Source organism: Micromonospora sp. CCTCC AA 2012012, assembly GCF_040499845.1.
Lineage (GTDB): Bacteria > Actinomycetota > Actinomycetes > Mycobacteriales > Micromonosporaceae > Micromonospora > Micromonospora mangrovi.
The window spans coordinates 5,929,039-5,946,118 of record NZ_CP159342.1; the positions used below are offsets into that span (position 1 = coordinate 5,929,039).

General features: G+C 73.7%; 12 protein-coding genes. 8 read left to right on the forward strand and 4 right to left on the reverse strand.

The genetic code is table 11. The features are described 5' to 3' along the window. The first annotated feature begins 180 nt into the window (after window positions 1-180). The 6 genes from ABUL08_RS26855 (at window position 181) to ABUL08_RS26880 (ending at window position 7,102) form a co-directional block, all read left to right on the forward strand. Window positions 181-951: a redox-sensing transcriptional repressor Rex gene (locus ABUL08_RS26855; RefSeq protein ID WP_350932815.1), complete on the forward strand. Its 771-nt coding sequence runs from the start codon at window positions 181-183 to the stop codon at window positions 949-951. Then, the gene (locus ABUL08_RS26860) at window positions 948-2,372 is read left to right on the forward strand and encodes a glutamyl-tRNA reductase (protein WP_350932816.1); all 1,425 of its coding nucleotides are present in this window, start codon (window positions 948-950) and stop codon (window positions 2,370-2,372) included. Before ABUL08_RS26855 ends, ABUL08_RS26860 begins: the two co-directional genes overlap by 4 nt. After that, entirely contained in the window at window positions 2,369-3,337 is a 969-nt protein-coding gene (gene hemC / locus ABUL08_RS26865) for a hydroxymethylbilane synthase (RefSeq protein WP_350932817.1), read from the forward strand. Before ABUL08_RS26860 ends, hemC begins: the two co-directional genes overlap by 4 nt. Beyond that, window positions 3,334-4,914 carry a bifunctional uroporphyrinogen-III C-methyltransferase/uroporphyrinogen-III synthase gene (locus tag ABUL08_RS26870; protein ID WP_350932818.1) on the forward strand — a complete coding sequence of 527 codons (1,581 nt, stop codon included), beginning with the start codon at window positions 3,334-3,336 and terminating at the stop codon, window positions 4,912-4,914. The genes hemC and ABUL08_RS26870 overlap by 4 nt, the downstream gene beginning before the upstream one ends. 19 nt (window positions 4,915-4,933) lie before the next feature. After that, on the forward strand, window positions 4,934-5,917 hold the full coding sequence (gene hemB / locus ABUL08_RS26875; protein WP_350932820.1) for a porphobilinogen synthase: 984 nt from the start codon (window positions 4,934-4,936) through the stop codon (window positions 5,915-5,917). Window positions 5,918-6,568: 651 nt separating this feature from the next. Continuing rightward, entirely contained in the window at window positions 6,569-7,102 is a 534-nt protein-coding gene (locus ABUL08_RS26880; RefSeq protein ID WP_350932821.1) for a helix-turn-helix domain-containing protein, read from the forward strand. 32 nt (window positions 7,103-7,134) lie between these two features. On the opposite strand, the gene ABUL08_RS26885 is transcribed toward ABUL08_RS26880, so the two are convergent. The 3 genes from ABUL08_RS26885 to ABUL08_RS26895 form a co-directional block, all read right to left on the reverse strand. After that, window positions 7,135-10,407: a lamin tail domain-containing protein gene (locus tag ABUL08_RS26885; RefSeq protein ID WP_350932822.1), complete on the reverse strand. Its 3,273-nt coding sequence runs from the start codon at window positions 10,405-10,407 to the stop codon at window positions 7,135-7,137. Between the two features lie 95 nt (window positions 10,408-10,502). Then, a complete protein-coding gene (locus tag ABUL08_RS26890; protein ID WP_350938855.1) occupies window positions 10,503-11,519 on the reverse strand; it encodes a GNAT family N-acetyltransferase in 1,017 nt (338 codons plus the stop codon). 72 nt (window positions 11,520-11,591) lie between these two features. Further along, window positions 11,592-12,986 (reverse strand): lytic murein transglycosylase, encoded by a 1,395-nt coding sequence (locus tag ABUL08_RS26895; protein WP_449288904.1) that lies wholly within the window; start codon window positions 12,984-12,986, stop codon window positions 11,592-11,594. A 38-nt stretch (window positions 12,987-13,024) separates the two neighbouring features. On the opposite strand from ABUL08_RS26895, the gene ABUL08_RS26900 reads away from it, so the two are divergent. Both ABUL08_RS26900 and ABUL08_RS26905 read left to right on the forward strand, forming a co-directional pair. Continuing rightward, window positions 13,025-13,246: an FmdB family zinc ribbon protein gene (locus ABUL08_RS26900; protein ID WP_350932824.1), complete on the forward strand. Its 222-nt coding sequence runs from the start codon at window positions 13,025-13,027 to the stop codon at window positions 13,244-13,246. 157 nt (window positions 13,247-13,403) lie between these two features. Beyond that, entirely contained in the window at window positions 13,404-16,226 is a 2,823-nt protein-coding gene (locus tag ABUL08_RS26905) for an ATP-binding protein (protein WP_377521832.1), read from the forward strand. A 101-nt stretch (window positions 16,227-16,327) separates the two neighbouring features. Here the strand turns inward: ABUL08_RS26905 and ABUL08_RS26910 are convergent, their stop codons facing one another. Further along, the gene (locus ABUL08_RS26910; RefSeq protein ID WP_350932825.1) at window positions 16,328-16,852 is read right to left on the reverse strand and encodes a phospholipase; all 525 of its coding nucleotides are present in this window, start codon (window positions 16,850-16,852) and stop codon (window positions 16,328-16,330) included. Window positions 16,853-17,080 lie beyond the last annotated feature (228 nt).

Here is a 17,080-nt window from a genome sequence, read left to right on the forward strand (position 1 = left end):
GAGGGGCAGGTGGAGGCGCGTCGCGAGAGAGCAAGATCGCGATTTGTGCACGTCTTCACAAGCGCCTACTCTGTAGTTTCGACGCGCCCTGCTAGCACAGCCGGCAACAACGGTCGCCAGCGGGAGTCCCGAAACGACCGGCCGCCGACGCTGGTCGAGGATCGCACCGCACGGAGTCTCATGAGTCAGCACCGTCACCCAGGCGCGCCCGGCCGTGCCGGTGCCGTACCGGCGCTCCCGGACCTGCCCGAGGCGACCGTCGCGCGGCTCCCGGAATACCTCCGTGCCCTGCACAATCTCGCCGACACCGGCCACGAAACGGTGTCCAGCGATCATCTGGCCAACGCCGCCGGGGTGAACTCGGCGAAGCTCCGCAAGGACCTCTCCCACCTCGGCTCGTACGGCACCCGGGGCGTCGGCTACGACGTGGCCCTGCTGGTCGAGCAGATCTCCTCGGTGCTCGGGCTCACCCAGTGCCGGGCCGTCGCCCTGGTCGGCGTGGGTAATCTCGGTCACGCCCTGGCCGGCTACGACGGCTTCGCCAGCCGGGGCTTCCGGATCGCCGCGCTCCTGGACGCGGACCCCTCGCGGGTCGGCGAGGAGATAAACGGCCTGGTCGTACGCCATGTCGACGAGCTTCCGCAGGTCGCCGTCGAGGAGTCGATCTCGATCGGCGTGATCGCCACCCCGGCCCGGGCCGCCCAGGCGGTGGCCGACCAGCTCGTCTCCGTCGGCGTCACGAGCATCCTCAACTTCGCGCCGTGCGTACTCTCGGTCCCGGAGGGGGTCGACGTGCGCAAGGTCGACCTCGCGATCGAGCTGCAGATCCTGTCCTTCCACGAGCACCGCAAGGCGTCGCTGACCGCGCTCCCCGCCACCGCCGGGACCGCCCTGGCCGCACTGCCCGGCGGACTCGCGGCCACCGACACCCAGGAGGCGATCGGCACGTGAAACTGCTCGTCGTCGGCGCGTCCTACCGCACCGCTCCGGTCGCCACCCTGGAGCAGCTGGCGGTCGCCCCCGCCGAACTCACCCGCACCCTGGACCGGCTGGTCGCCCAGCCGTACGTCAGCGAGGCCGTCCTCGTCTCCACCTGCAACCGGGTGGAGGTCTACGCCGCGGTCACCGGCTTCCACGGCGGCCTCGGTGACATCTGCGCGGTCCTGGCCGAGCAGGCCGGCGCGCCGCCCGCGGCGCTCGCCAACCACCTCTACGTGCACTACGACTCCGCCGCCGTCGACCACGTCTTCCGGGTCGCCGCCGGGCTGGACTCGATGGTCGTCGGCGAGGCGCAGATCCTCGGTCAGCTCCGTGACGCCTACCACTGGGCCAGCGGCGCCGACTCCGCCGGCCGGCTGCTGCACGAGCTGATGCAGCAGGCGCTGCGGGTGGGCAAGCGCGCGCACGCCGAGACCAACATCGACCGGGCCGGTCAGAGCGTGGTCACCGCCGCCCTCGACCTGGCGGCCGACCTCCTCGACGGTGACCTCTCCGGTCGGCCCGCCATGGTGGTCGGGGCCGGTGCGATGGGCTCGCTGGGCGTGGCGACGCTGTCCCGGCTGGGTGCCGGGCCGCTCACCGTGACCAACCGCGGCGCCGACCGCGCGGTCCGGCTGGCCGAGTCGTACGGCGCCAGCGCCGTCCCGATGACCGAACTGGTCAGCGCCCTCTCCGCCGTGGACATCGTGGTGGCCGCCACCGCCGCCACCGAACCCGTCCTCACCCGGGACGTGGTGACCCGGGCGCTGGCCGGCCGGGACGCCGACCGCGGTCCGCTGGTCCTGCTCGACCTCGCCGTTCCGCGCGACGTCGAGGAGGGCGTGGCCGGGCTGGCCGGCGTCGAGGTGATCGACATCGACCGGATGGCCGCCGTCCTCGCCGACGGGCCGGCCGCCGCCGACGCCGCCGAGGTGACCCGGATCGTCACCGTCGAGGTCGAGGCGTTCCTGTCCTGGCTGCGTGGCGCCGACGTGGCGCCGACCGTGGCCGCCCTGCGCGGACGCGCCGACGACGTGGTCACCGCCGAGCTGCGCCGGCTGGTCCAGCGTCGCCCCGACTTCACCGACGACCAGCGCGCCGAGGTGGCCCGGACGGTGCACCGGGTGGTGCAGCGGCTGCTGCACCAGCCCACCGTGCGGGTCCGGCAGCTCGCCGCCGAACCGGGTGGCGACCAGTACGCGGCCCTGCTGCGCGAGCTGTTCGACCTGGAGGTGCCACAGACCTCCCCGGTCGACACCGTGCCCGACGTCGTCGAGGCGACGCCGGACCCGGCCGACACCGGCGTCGACGGCACCCTCCCGTCCGGCACCGCCACCGACGGCCGGTCGTCCTTCGAGGCCGCCGACGTCCCGTCCACCGGAGGTGCGCGATGACCGCCCCCCTGCGCCTCGGCACGCGGGGCAGCGCCCTGGCGATGGCCCAGTCCGGCCAGATCGCCGAGGCGCTCACCGCAGCCACCGGCCGCGCGGTCGAACTGGTCGAGGTGGTGACCGCCGGGGACCGCTCCTCCGCCCCGGTGCACCGACTCGGCGTCGGCGTCTTCGTCTCCGCCCTGCGGGACGCGCTGACCGCCGGCACCATCGACCTGGCCGTGCACTCGTACAAGGACCTGCCGACGGCGGACGCCCCCGGGCTGCACATCGCGGCGGTCCCGCCGCGGCAGGACCCGCGGGACGCGCTGATCGCCAAGGGCGGCCGTACGCTCGCCGAGCTGCCGCCCGGCGCGCTGGTCGGCACCGGCGCGCTGCGCCGGATCGCCCAGCTGCACGCGCTCGGCCTGCAGCTGGAGGTCACCCCGATCCGGGGCAACGTCGACACCCGGCTCGGTCGGGTGCTCGGCCCGGACGCCGACCTCGACGCGGTCGTGCTGGCCCGGGCCGGGCTGGCCCGGCTCGGTCGGACCGACGTGATCACCGAGACGCTCGATCCGATGCTGATGCTGCCCGCACCCGCCCAGGGTGCGCTGGCCGTGGAGTGCCGGAGCGACAACCCGGACCTGGTCGAGCTGCTCGCGGTGCTCGACCACGCACCGTCCCGCGCCGCGGTCACCGCGGAACGGGCGCTGCTGGCCACCCTGGAGGCCGGGTGCTCCGCACCCGTCGCCGCCTACGCCGAGCTCGCCGAGGGCGAGACCGGTGACGAGATCTACCTGCGCGGGGCGGTGATCAGCCCGGACGGTACCCGTGACCTCCGGCTGTCCCGCACCGGAACGCCCGCCGACGCGGCGGAGATCGGCAAGGCACTCGCCGCCGAACTCCTCGAACTCGGCGCCGACTCGATCCTCGGCCAAGAAGGACACGCCGGCCCGGGGACCCAGCAATTTGGGAGCACAGAATGACCCGCACCCGTAAGCCCGTAGGCCGCATCGCGTTCGTCGGGGCCGGACCCGGCGACCCGGGCCTGCTGACCCGCCGGGCGCACGACGCCCTGGTCGACGCCGACCAGGTGGTGTACGACCGGGGAGTCCCCGAGTCGCTGCTCGACGCCGTCCGCGCCCAGGCCAGGTCCGACGCCCAGTTCAGCCCGGCCGAGGGCGTGCCGGGGGACGTGGCGAAGGTGCTGATCTCCGCGGCCCGCTCCGGGCTGAACGCGGTGCACCTGGTCGCCGGTGACCCGTTCGGGCACGACTCCGTGGTCAAGGAGGTGCAGGCGGTGGCGCGTACCGCCGCGCACTTCGAGGTGGTCCCGGGCGTCGGCCAGGCCGAGGGCGTGGCCACCTACGCCGGTGTGCCGCTGCCGGGCGTACGCACCGCCGCCGACGTCGAGGACGTCAGCACGCTGGACTTCGACGCGCTGGCCGCCGCCGTCGGCCGGGGCTCGCTCGCCCTGGCCGTGGACGCCGGCGACCTGGCCGCCATCCGGGACGGCCTGCTGGCCGCCGGGGTGGAGGGCACGACCGGCGTCGGGGTGACCGGCGACGGCACCGGCGAGACGCAGTACACCACCACGTCGACCGTCGACTCGTTCGTCGCGGCGGCGCTCGGCTTCACCGGCCGGGTGGTGCTGACCGTGGGCGAGGGCGTCGGCCAGCGCGACAAGCTGAGCTGGTGGGAGAACCGCCCGCTGTACGGCTGGAAGGTGCTCGTCCCGCGCACCAAGGAGCAGGCCGGGGCGATGAGCGCCCGACTGCGGGCGTACGGGGCGATCCCGTGCGAGGTGCCGACCATCGCGGTCGAGCCGCCGCGTACCCCCGCCCAGATGGAGCGGGCGGTCAAGGGCCTGGTCGACGGCCGGTACGCCTGGGTGATCTTCACCTCGGTGAACGCGGTCCGTGCGGTCTGGGAGAAGTTCGCCGAGCACGGCCTGGACGCCCGGCACTTCGGCGGCGTCAAGATCGCCTGCATCGGTGAGGCGACCGCCGACGCGGTACGCGCCTTCGGCATCCAGCCGGAGCTGGTCCCCTCCGGGGAGCAGTCGTCCGAGGGGCTGCTGGCCGAGTTCTCGCCGCACGACGAGATCCTCGACCCGGTGGGCCGGGTGCTGCTGCCGCGCGCCGACATCGCCACCGAGACCCTCGCCGCCGGGCTCACCGAGCGGGGCTGGGAGGTCGACGACGTGACCGCGTACCGGACCGTCCGGGCCGCTCCGCCGCCCGCCGAGATCCGCGACGCGATCAAGTCGGGCGGGTTCGACGCGGTGCTCTTCACGTCCTCCTCGACAGTGCGCAATCTGGTCGGTATCGCGGGGAAGCCGCACGCCCGTACCGTGGTTGCAGTGATCGGGCCCAAGACGGCCGAGACCGCGACGGAGTTCGGCCTGCGGGTCGACGTCCAGCCTCAGCACGCCTCGGTGCCCGACCTGGTGGAGGCGCTGGCCGCCTACGCCGTCGAGCTGCGCGAGAAGCTCGCCGCCATGCCGGCGAAGCAGCGTCGCGGCTCGAAGGTGCAGGGGCCGACCGCCCTCCGCTTCCGCTGAGCGTTCCGGGAGGCCCGTCATGCCGTACCCCGAGATCCGGCCCCGCCGGCTGCGCCGTAACCCGGCCATGCGGCGGCTGGTCTCCGAGACCCGCGTCGACCCGGCCGAACTGGTCGTGCCGATGTTCGTCAAGGAGGGGCTGACCGAGCCCCGGGCCATCGCGTCGCTCCCGGGGGTGCTCCAGCACTCCCGGGACTCGCTCCGCAAGGCCGCCGTGGAGGCGGTCCAGGCCGGCGTCGGCGGGATCATGCTCTTCGGGGTGCCGGCGTCGCGGGACGAGCGCGGCTCGGGTGGCATCGACCCGGACGGCATCCTCAACGTGGCCATCCGCGACGTGGTGGCCGAGGTCGGCGACGCCACCGTGGTGATGAGCGACCTCTGCCTGGACGAGTTCACCTCGCACGGGCACTGCGGCCTGCTCACCCCCGACGGCGGTGTCGACAACGACGCCACGCTGGAGGCGTACGCCGAGATGGCGGTGGCCCAGGCGGACGCCGGGGTCGGCGTGGTCGGGCCCTCCGGGATGATGGACGGCCAGGTGGGCGTGGTCCGCCGGGCCCTGGACGCCGCCGGGCACCAGGACGTCGCCGTGCTGGCGTACGCGGCGAAGTACGCCTCCGCCTTCTTCGGCCCGTTCCGGGACGCGGTGGAGTCGTGCCTGGAGGGGGACCGGCGCAGCTACCAGCAGGACCCGGCGAACCTGCGGGAGTCGCTGCGCGAGGTCGAGTTGGACGTCGCGGAGGGTGCCGACATGGTGATGGTCAAGCCGGCCCTGCCCTACCTCGACGTGGTCGCGGCGGTCCGGGCCGCCGTGGACGTCCCGGTCGCCGCCTACCAGGTCTCCGGCGAGTACGCGATGGTCGAGGCGGCTGCCGCGAACGGTTGGATCGATCGGCAGCAGGTGATGCTGGAGACGCTCACCTCGATCCGGCGGGCCGGCGCACAGATCATCCTCACCTACTGGGCCGTCGAGGCCGCCGGGCTGCTCCGCCAGCGTTACTGAGCGGGCGCTCCGGCGCCTCCTTGTTCCCGGTTTCGCCTGCGTGACCGCCTCAGACGTCGCCTGGAGCGGCCCGCGTCGCTTCATGGGCAAGAGCCCTTTGCCGCCCTGACGGATATCGCCCTACGCCTGCGCAGGCTGTCGCTCTCCGTGATGTAACCCCACGCCTTCCCCCCACTGCCCGGTTCCCTTTGCTCTGCAGCCATGTACGCAGCAGCCACTTACCGTCACTGCTGCGTATGCGGCTGCAGAGCAAAGGGCCGGGAGGGAAGGGGGTCGGAGGGCGACCGGTGGGGAAATTTAGTCGTTCTTGTCCGTATAGCTGACTGTTCGATGGTCGGTGCTGATCCCAGCCCATAGCGGACAGTGATTTTCGCTTTGCGTGATGGCGGAAGTGCTCGGAGGCGGGCTTGGGGCGGCTCGGCGGAGAGGTGATCGGCGGGACGGGCTGCGGGTTATCCACAGCCCGGATCGGGTTGTCCACAGGCGGCGCGGTCGAGGTTGTCCCGGGAGCCGTCGACCGTGAGGCTTGCGGGTGTGACCGAGTCCGAGAGGCCAGGACGGCCGGAGCCAAGGGAGCTGCCTGAGCTGCCGGAGCCCGCAGAACTGCCGGTGCAACTGGCCGGGGCGGCCTCGAGCGGGGGCGGGACGGCGGTGGACGCCCCGCGTGACTCGCCGGCACTGCTCACCGAACCCCTCGACACCCCGTGGCCCGTCGCCGGGATCGTCCGCGCGGTGCGCCGCCGGGCCGACGCGAGTCAGCGGGAACTGGCCCGGTTCGCCGGCGTGCACGCGACCACCGTCGGACGGATCGAGGCGGGCACGTTGACGCCGAGCATCGCCGTGCTACGCCGGATCATCGGCGTGGTCGGCTTCCGGCTCGTCGTGGTCGACGACTCGGGGCGGGTGCTCAAACCCATGCGGGATCGGGCCGACCTGCGGGACGGCGCCGAGCGTCGGTATCCGTCCCACCTGGACATCGTCACCGATCCCGAGCCGGGGGAGTGGTGGGCCGACCGGTACGGCCTGGCCCGGCCACCCGAGACGTTCTACCGCGACCGGGAGGTCCGGGACGCGCTACGCCGGCGTAGCCAGTGGGAGGTGCGGGTGGCGAAGTACCGGGGCGCGCCGCGACCGCCCCGGCCCCGACGGGGCGTACACGAAATCGGCCCGCCGCCCGGCTGGTGAGCCGGACGACGGGCCGCTTCGCGGACGGATCGTCAGTCGTCGTTGGTGATGGTGCCGACGGCCACGCCGTCGACCACCCGGAGGCCCGGCACGCCGGTCACGAGCAGCTTGAGCTGCTCGTTCGGCTCGACCTTCTTGTCACCGTGGACGGCCACCGGGAAGGTGAGCGACGTCTGCCCGGCCGCCAGGGTGCGGCAGCCGACGTACGGCTCGTAGTCTGAACCCGGCTGCGCGGTGGTGCCGTAGGTGACGGCGCAGATCAGCGCCGACTCCGACAGTGGCCGGGACACGGTCACCGTGAAGTTCAGGGCGGTGTCGCCCTTGTTCCCCTCGGCCACCGCGGCGTCCGCGACGCTCAGCGACGCCCGGGAACGGAACCGGGCCACCTGCGGGTCGTGGTCGCTGGCACCCCGGTCACCGAGGCCCTCGGTGTCCGTCGGGTAGTCGGCGTTGATGTGCGCCGACCGGATCTGCACCAGGTCGTCGTGGAGCTTGTCGTTGACGAAGAGGTTGTCCAGCGTCTGCGCCTGCCCACTGAAGGTGTACGAGTACGCCGCCGCCGGCACGTCCGCCGCCAGGCCGTCCCAGAGGTTGTGCATCCCGGCCCGGTACAGCGGACCGAGCTGGTCCGACGGGGTCGGGTTCGCCTCGGTGGCGATCGGGTCGTCCGGACGCGGGTAGACGTTCAGGTCACCGCCGTAGATGACCCGGGCGTTCGCGTCGCTCGCCTCGATGGCCTTGACCAGCGCGGCGCCGTACGCGGCCTGCTCTCGGCGCTGCCCGACCCGGGCGTCCGGCCCGGACGAGTAGTGGTTGCTCAACGCCCAGAGCGTGTAGTGCTCGGTCGAGCCCGGTGCCGCCGCCACGGTGAACTTGGCGAGCTGCGGGGCCCGGGTGTAGACGTTCGCGCCGTCCACACCGGTGGAACGGTCCACGTCGGCCGGGAGCACCGCGTTGAGCGCCTTGGGGTTCTGCACGTCGGCGTTGGCCGGCAGGCCCGCCGAGCGGTAGTCCACCGTCGGAGCGGTGCCCAGCAGCGGGTCGGTGGCGGTCGCCTCGGCCAGCGTCAGCCGGTCCGTGCGGTAGAGGAACGCCGAGGTGATGCCCCGGGCGTCCGCGCCGGTCCGGTCGTACGCGGCGGCGTAGGCGGGGCCGCCGTTCGCCGCGATGGTGAGCGCCAGCTCCTGGATGGTGTCCGGCGCGCCGTCGGCGTCGTTGGTGTCGCCGCAGACCAGCTTGCCGTCGGCGACCGAGCAGATGTCCTGGTCCTCGGCCTCCTGCACCATCACCAGGTCGGGGCTCTGCAGGGCGTTGATGATCTGCCGCGCCTCGACGCCCAGTCGCGCGGTGTACTCGGCCTCGCTGGCCGGCACGTAGTCGAACGGCGGGTTGACCCCGGTGCAGCCCGTGTTGCCGGCGAAGTCGCAGCCGTCGAACGGGTCGTCCCGGTAGTCGTACAGGTTCTCCAGGTTGTAGGTCGCGACCGCGACCTCGGTGTCGCGCTTCGCCGGCTGCGGCGGGTTGTTCGCGTACGGGTCCGCGCCACCGGTCAGCGTCAGCTGCTCCGGCTGCACGCTGTACTTGCTGAACGCGTACGAGATGGCGCCGTAGGCGTCCTCGGTCAGCGTGTCGTAGGTGCGGGCCTCCGGCAGCAGCGCGGTCGAGTCACCGGCGGTCGCCTTCACGCCGCCCGCGCCGAGCAGGATGCGCTGGTTGTTGCCGTTGTCGAAGAGCTGACCGGGGATGTCGTCCAGCGGGTGGGCGTCCCGGAACACCCGGCGGGCGTACGGGTCGGTCCGCTTCATGATCGGGTCCTCGCGGTCCACCACGTAGATCTCGGAGTCGAGGGTGGAGGCGAAGATGTGCCGCGGGGCGGAGACCCCGCTGCCCGAGCGGACCCGCAGCCGGGCGCCCTCGTGCCGCTCCCAGAACAGGTCCGCGCCGGTCGCGTCGGCCGGCGGCGTCGCGTCGTCGACCTGGAGGGCCGTGTCGACGTCCAACCCGGAGTCGAGCTTGCGCACCAGCGAGGCGCTGGAGAGCTGGGTCTGGTTGAAGTACTCCGACACCCGGCCGCGCAGCACCACCTCGTCGCCGACGGTCGGCGCGTAGCCGCCGATCAGCGTGGTGAACGAGCCGGTGAAGACGAAGATGCCGTCCGAGCTGAGCGGGTTGCCGTCCTCGGTGCCCTTGCGGCTCTGCAGATAGAAGCCGTACTGGGCGGCCCCGGCGGAGGTGCGGGTCAGCGACTTCTGGGTGATCACGCCGCGCACGTCGTAGAGGGCGGAGCTGGTGCCGTTGCCGCTGGCCGGGGCGAACGGCGAGCGGTCGGTGCGGCCGTTCTCGTCGTCGCCGGTCGGGCCCTGCACCTCGCCCACCGACAGCACGGCCGTGGCCTGCACGGTGACCGTGCAGGTCGCGGTGCCGCCGTCGGCGTCGGTCGAGGTGACGGTCACCGCGTACGAGCCGGCCGGGAGGCCGGTGGCGGTGAGGGTGGCCGTGGCGGTGCCACCGACCCCGGTGGCCGCGGTGAACGCGGTACGGCTGATCGAGCCGGACGCCGGCGTCGGGCTGACGGCGACCGCCAGGTCGGTGATCGTGTCGTCCGCGTCGGTGGCGGTGACGTCGCGGGTGGCCGTGCCGCCCGCCTCGACGGTGAGCGCGCCACCGCAGGTCAGCGTGGCCGGCTGGTCGACCGGTCCACCGCCGCCGTCGACGGAGTGGCTGCCCAGCCCGTCGAAGGTGTCGGTGGCGAACCCGGCCCACTGGACGGCCGGGTCGAAGGCGTCCGACGGGTCGGTGTCGCCGGAGGTGACCGACGGCAGCCGGCGCAGGGTGTTGTCGGCGGTGCTGGTGAGCCCGGTGCCCCACTCGGTGCCCGGGTCGACGCCGACCTGGCCGAGCGAGTCCAGCACCGTGCTGCCCTTACGCAGCACGATCGCGTCGTCGCCGTTGAACAGCGACGAGGCGTACGTCTGGTCGGCCTGGGCGAGGATCGCCGGGGCCGCCGTGGCGGCGGCGAGGACGAAGACGTCACCGGCGGCGACGGTGCCGTTCAGCGCGATGTTCGTCGCCGTGGTGGAGCCGTTGAAGAAGAGCTGGAGCGAGTACCCGCCGGCGGCCAGGTCGACCGGCGCGCCGGTGCCGTTGAAGAGCTCGATCGCCTTGTTGTTGGACGAGCCCTCCACGTATTCGGAGATGAACAGGTCGGTGGGCGCGGCGCTGGCCGCGGGGGGTGCGACGCCGATTGCCGTGACGGTGACGGCGGCGGTGGTCGCGAGCGCGGCGAATGTGCGGCGCGGGCGCATGAAGCCTCCACGATGGGTGGACGTGAACTAACGCACGTTAAGGGGCGGTCATGTCCGGCGTCCATCCCCCGAGCAGGCCGTTCGGTGAACAACCGTCAACGGGTGGCGTCCAGGCGGTGCACCAGCTCGGCCACGTCGACGCCGTATTCGCACCAGTCGCGGTCGGGGCGGTAGCCCAACTCGGCGTTCACCTTGAGCATCGCCTCGTTCTCCTGGGCGTTCCAGGTCTGCACCTCGGCCAGCTCGGGCTCCGCCGAGCGCAGCTCCAGCAGCATCCGTGCCTTGATCGCCCGGTCGATGCCGTAGCCCCGGTGGTCCTGCACCACGATCGTGTCGTACTGGTCGGCGCGGGTGGGGTGCTGCGCCGGCACCACCACCTCGGTCAGCCCGGCCACCTCGCCGCTCTGCTCGTGCAGCGCCAGCACGATGTACGGCTTCATGCCGCGCCGGTGCAGCGTGTCGAGGCTGTCCCGGAGCCGCTCCGGATCGTAGGAGCTGGGGCGCAGTTCACCGTCGTCGGCGTCGCGCACCTCCGCCTTGGCCCGTGCGTACGCCTCGATCAGGTCGTCGGGCGGGCCGCCCGGGCAGAACTCCAGGTGGTAGCCCGCGCCGATGCCGGCGGCCATCTCGGTCAGCGCCGGCCAGTCCACCGCGCGCAGGTCGAGCACGCTGCGGGTCTCCACGTACTCCCGGGTGAAGCCGAGCGCCTCGTAGAACCCCACGGCCGGGGTGTCGCCGACCACCTCGACGCCGATCGACTGGAAGCCCTCGTCCCACACCCGCCGGGCGGCGAGCTTCACCAGCGTGCGCCCCAGTCCGGTCCGCCGGACCGAGGGGTGGACCAGCACCTCCAGCACGCCGATGTCGCCGAGGAGCAGCACGTGGACGTGACCCAGGATCGCTCCCGGGGTGTCGTCCGCCGTCGGCTCGGCCTGGGCGACCCAGGAGATCCGCCGCTCACCGGGCATCACCTCGGCGAGGTATTCCCGCAGGGAGCTCTCCCGCCACGGCGGGTCCTGCGGGAGATCGGCCGCCAGCACCGCGTTGAGCGTGTCCAGCAGCGACGCGATCTCGGCGGACGACGCGGTCCTGGGATCCCACTCGCGCACCATCACCCGTCTAGCTTGCCGTCAACGGCTGCCGGGGGGAAGTGTCCAGTTCTCCAATGTATGCGGACGATCACTTCACGTACGGCTGACCCGTCCGTACTCGTTGGCCTTGTCGAAGACCGCCTGGGCGTACCGGCGGACGTCGTTGTAGGAGAGGATGGCGCCCCACCAGTCGCCGGAGATGGTCATGTTCCGGCCGCCCGCACAGAGGTAGTCGCCCGCGGCGAGGGCGGCGTCGTCGATGTCGTGCGGGTCGCTGCGGCCGTCGCTGTCCGCGTCCGCGCCGATCTGCTGCCAGGTGCTCGGGATGAACTGCATCGGCCCGATCGCCCGGTCGTAGGTGGTGTCCCGGTCGAGCTTGCCCTTGTCCGTGTCGAGGATCCGGGACCGGCCGCCCTGCCCGTCGAGCGGGTCGCCGATGATCTCCGGCTCGGCCCGTCCACCGGGCGTGAGCGTGGCGCCGTTGGCCGTGCCGTGCCGGGACTCGACGTAACCGATCGCGGCCAGCGTGGTCCAGCTCAGCTGGCAGGACCGGTGCGTCTGCGCCAGCACCAGCTCGGCGTAGCCGTACGCCTGCATGGCGACCGGCGGGATGCCGGTCCGCGCGCTCATCTGCTGCGCCCAGCCGGCCAGCGCGTCCGCCGGCCGCCCGGTCGGCGCCGGGCCGACCACCGGTCCGGTGGGTCGCCCGCCGCCGGGCAGCGCGGTCGCGGGCGGGAAGGTGCCGCCGGGCAGCGCCGCCCCGGGCGGCGGCAGGGCCGTCCCGGTCGTCCCGGGCAGGGCACCACCCTCGGGTACGCCGCTGACGGCGACCGTGGCGGTGACGTCCACGGCCACCGGCTCCGGCGGCGGCGCCGCCCTGGGCACGAGCAGCACCCCGGCCGTGGCGGTGCCGGCGACGAGGAGCAGCAGGAAGAGCCCGGAGACGGCGACCCGACCGCCGGGGCGACGGGACCAGTCCCGGGTGGCCCGGGTGGCCGTGACGGCCAGTTGCCGGGGCGGCACCCGCAGCGCGTGCGCGTACGGCAGCCGCCGGCGCCGCCCGCCCACCGCCCCTGCCGCAGTCCCGCCCCCGCCGCCGGTCCCGGTCCTGCCGTCGGTCGCGGTCTTCGGGCCGGTCCCGGCCTCGGGGCCGGCGTCGGCTTTCGGGCCGGTCCCGGTCTTCGGGTCGGTCTCGGTCCGGGGGCCGGTCGTGGCTTTCGCGCCGGTCCCGGCTTTCGGGCTGACCCCTGGCTTCGGATCGGCCTCGGACCACGCATCGCTCTTCGCGTCGGCGTCGGTCTTCGGGTCGGTCGCGGCCGGTGCGGCGGTCGACCCGGGGCTGGGGGTGGCCCGCCTGCCGGACCGGGACCGGGGACGGGGGACGGCCGGCTCGGCGGCGGGCCCGGTGCCGTCGGGCGGCGCGGCCGGTCGCAGGGGCCGAAGTGTCACGCTCTCCTCGCCGTCCACCACCCGTCGAGTATCACCCATGTTCGCCGGGTCGTCAGGCCCGGCCGTACGCTGTGGACATGCCCCGGTACGAGTTCCGCTGCCGCGCCTGCGGCGACACCTTCGAGGTCAACCGGCCGATGGCCGAGGCCGGCAGCCCCGCGTCCTGCCCCCAGGGGCACGCCGACACGGTCAAGTTGCTCTCCACCGTCGCGGTGACCGGCCGAGGTGGCGGCGGCCCGGTGGGTGGCCCGCCCGCGCCCTCCGGCGGCGGCTGCTGCGGGGGCGGCTGCGGCTGCTGAACGGCCCTGCTCCCTCGTCCCGGTGGTCGATCTCCGGCTTGCCGGCGGTCGGTCGCACTGGCACGTTGAGTCGGAATCTGCCCGGCCGTTCTCACGATGCGTGACGGCGTGACCATAGGGCAGCATGAACCCGACGTCAGGGGCGGAGGTTCCACGCATGTCGCCACGGATCCACCTCCCGAGCGGATGGGTGACCTTCGTGTTCACCGACATCGAGGGCTCGACGCGGCTGGCCCAGCTGCTCGGTCCGGGCTACCGCCCGGTGTTACGCGAACATCGCCGGCTGCTGCGTGACACGCTGGCCGCCACGGACGGCGCGGAGCTGCTGACCGAGGGGGACTCCTTCTTCCTCGCCTTCGCCGACGCGACCGCCGCACTGACCGCCTGCCTGACCGCGCAGCGGGCGCTGACCAGTCACGACTGGCCCACCCCGGAGGCCGCGCCCCGGGTGCGGATGGGCCTGCACACCGGCTACGCCGAGCCCCGCGACGGCGAGTACGCCAGCCCCGAGGTGCACCGGGCGGCCCGGGTGGCCGCCGCGGCGCACGGCGGGCAGGTGCTCTGCTCGGGCAGTACCGCGCAGCACGCCGACCCGTTGCCGGCCGGCGCGTCCCTGGTGGACCTCGGGCTGCACCGGCTGCGCGGCTTCGACGACCGGGAGCGGCTGTTCCAACTGGTCGCGCCGGGGTTGGCGCGGGCGTTCCCCCGGCCGCGTACGGCCGACGCGGTGGCGCACAACCTGCCGACCCAGGTCACCTCGTTCGTCGGCCGGGAGGCCGAGCGGGCGGAGCTGGCCCGGCTGGTCGACGAGCACCGGCTGGTGACGGTGCTCGGCGCGGGCGGCGCCGGCAAGACCCGGTTGGCGGTGGAACTGGCCTCGGGCATCGTGGAGTCCCATCCGGACGGTGTCTGGTTCGTCGACATCGCCGCGGTGACCGACCCCGGGCTGGTCGCGTTCGAGATCGCCGCCGTGCTCGGGCTGCGCCCGGAGCCGGGCCGGCGGATGGTGGACACCCTGGTCGAGTACGCGGCGGGCCGCCGGATGCTGGTGCTGCTGGACACCTGCGACGCCCAGCCCGCGGCGTCGGCGGAGGTGATCTCCCGGTTGCTGGCGGGGGGCCGTGGGGTCCGGGTGCTCGCCACCAGCCGGGAGTCGTTCGGCCTCCCCGGCGAGGTGGTGTGGCGGATTCCCCCGCTCTCGGTGGACCCCGGCCCCGACGGCGTGGAGAGCGACGCGGTGGCGCTGCTGCTGGACCGGACGGTGGCGGCCCGGGGCGGCCGGGCCCCCGACCCGACCGAGCAGGCCGACCTGCGACGGGTGGTACGGCGGCTGGACGGGGTGCCGCTCGCCATCGAGCTGGCCGCGGCCCGGCTCCGGGTGCTCTCGGCCGGGCAGCTCGCCGAACGCCTCGACGACATGCTCGGCACGCTGGACGCCGGGCGGGCCGCCCCGGAGCCGCCGGTGGAGCAGGGGTGGGCGGGCAACCAGCAGGACACCGTCGACCTGGTGGCCGCCGCCGCGGGCACTCCGCCGCCCAGCGCGGCGTCCCGGGCGGTGCTCCGGTCGGCCAGCGAACGGCACCTCACCATGCAGGCCACGGTCACCTGGTCGTACCGGACGTTGGGGGCGCGGTCGGCGCGGCTGCTGCGCTGGCTGGCGGTCTTCGCCGGCCCGGTGGACCTGCCGACGGTGCAGTGGCTGCTCGACGAGGACCCGCTCGACCCGCTGTCGGTCCTGGTGGACAAGTCGATGGTGCTGGCCGATCCGCACGCCTCGGGCAGCACCTACCGGATGCTCGACCCGATCCGGGCGTACGCGGCCCGACGGCTGGTGGAGGCGGGGGAGGAGCAGCAGGCCCGCAACCGGCACGTCGCCTGGTCCCGGCACGCGCTGGACCGCGCGCACCTCGGCCCGGACGGTCGTCCGGTCACCCTCTCCCTGTACGCGCTGGACCCGCTCGCCGGGGAGCTGCGGGCCGCGCTGCGGTGGTGCGCCACCGGTGGCAGTGCCCGGTCGGGCCTGCTGCTGGCCGGCGGGCTGGACCAGTGGTGGCGGGAGCGCGGGCTGGCCCGGGAGGGGCGGCTCTGGCTGTTCCGGCTCTATGGCCGGCTCGCCGAGACGGGGGAGGAGGTCCCGGAGGCGGAGCTGGCGGCGGCGTACCACATGCATTCGTTGCACGCCGGCGCGGACGGTGAGTTCGGCGAGGAGCTGCGCTATTCGCAGCGCGCCGAGGCGGCTGCCCGGCAGGCCGGTGACCTGGGGCTGCTGGCCCGCGTACTGGCCGGCCGGGCGGCTCCGCTGGTGGACATGGGCCAGTTCGCCGAGGCCGAGCGGGTCTGCCGCGAGGTGATCGACTGGGCCCGGCAGCAGGACGTGACGCCGGACGCGCTGCTGGCCATCTACAACCTGGCCGAGCTGCTGTGGCGGCGGGGCGCCCTGGCGGAGGCGGCCGACCTGCTCGGCGCGGCCCGCCCGGTGGAGGCGGCCCGCCCGGTGGAGCGGGGTCGGCGGTCGGTGGACATGCTGCTCGGCATGGTGGCGCTGGCCCGGGGCGACCTGGTCGCGGCGCACGAGCACCTGCTGGTGGCGCTGCGGTCCCGGATGAGCCACGGCTATCTGGGGCGGGCCTGCGACACCCTGAACGCGATCGCGGTGCGCTGCGCGCTCGGCGGCGACCCGGTCACCGCGGCCCGACTGTTCGGGGCGGCGCAGGCCACCCGGGCGAACCTGCGCGCCACCCCGGGTCTCTACGGCCCGTACTGGCTGGCGCGGCAGGCGGAGCTGCGCCGGGTGCTCGGCGACGCGGCCTTCGACACGGCGTACGGCGAGGGCGGCGAGCTGGCCCTGGCGGAGGCGGCGGCGCTCGCCCTGGGCGTGGAGCACCCCGACCTGGCCCTCGACTCCCCCCGCTTCACCACCCCCACCCCCATCACTCCCGCGCCCCCCGCAGCCCCCCTCTCCCGCCCCCACCACGCCTGACCCCCCTTACCCAAGTTGATCAAGAGGTTTGCGTCAGGATCCGGCCCCGGATCCGACGCAAACCTCTTGATCAACGGGCTTGGGGTGGGGGAGGGGTGGGGTCAGCGGGGGGTGGTGGGGTAGAGGCGGGCGGCGCGGTCGATGTCGGACTGCTGGACGGCGGCGATCGAGCCGAAGGTGTGGACCGCCTGGTAGTAGGTCCAGGCGAGGCTGTAGCAGGCCGGCTGGACGGCGCTGCTGTAGGTGGCGCAGACCCGCTTCAGGTCGGCGTAGAAGGAGCTGTCGATGCGGTCCTTGTTGGCGGAGAACTGCCCCATCGCCTTGTAGTTGCGGTAGCCGAAGTCGTGCCGGTAGCAGGAGAGGTTGAACTTGAAGCCGAGCGGGTTGTCCGGGCTGGACGAGCAGTAGTCGGTGGACCAGTTGAAGGCGTACGCCGACCAGGCGCCCTGGTTGAGTCGGGCGGCGTTCCAGGCGTTGTAGCTGGTGGCGCTGGTCTGGGTCCAGCTGGACAGCACGCTGAGCTTCTGGCTGGTGCTCACGGCGGCGCTCGCCGGTGCGGCGAGGCCGAGGGTGGTGAGCAGCGCGAGCGCGCCGACGGCGAGGCTGGTGACGAGACGTCGGGACACGGTTCTCCTCCGCGGGGGTCTGCGGTACGGCGGGCGGTCGGCGATCACCGACGTCGATCAGTGTCGATCGCCCTCCCGGCATCCCGAAACGTCGATCGCGAACTATTGGTGAAACCCGCTGAAAAACACCGGTCCTCTTGTCAGCCCGCCCCGACATCGACGGACGCCCGGGACTCGTCGCGAGTCCCGGGCGTCGTCAACCTCCCCAGGCGGGTGAGGCGGGCCGTC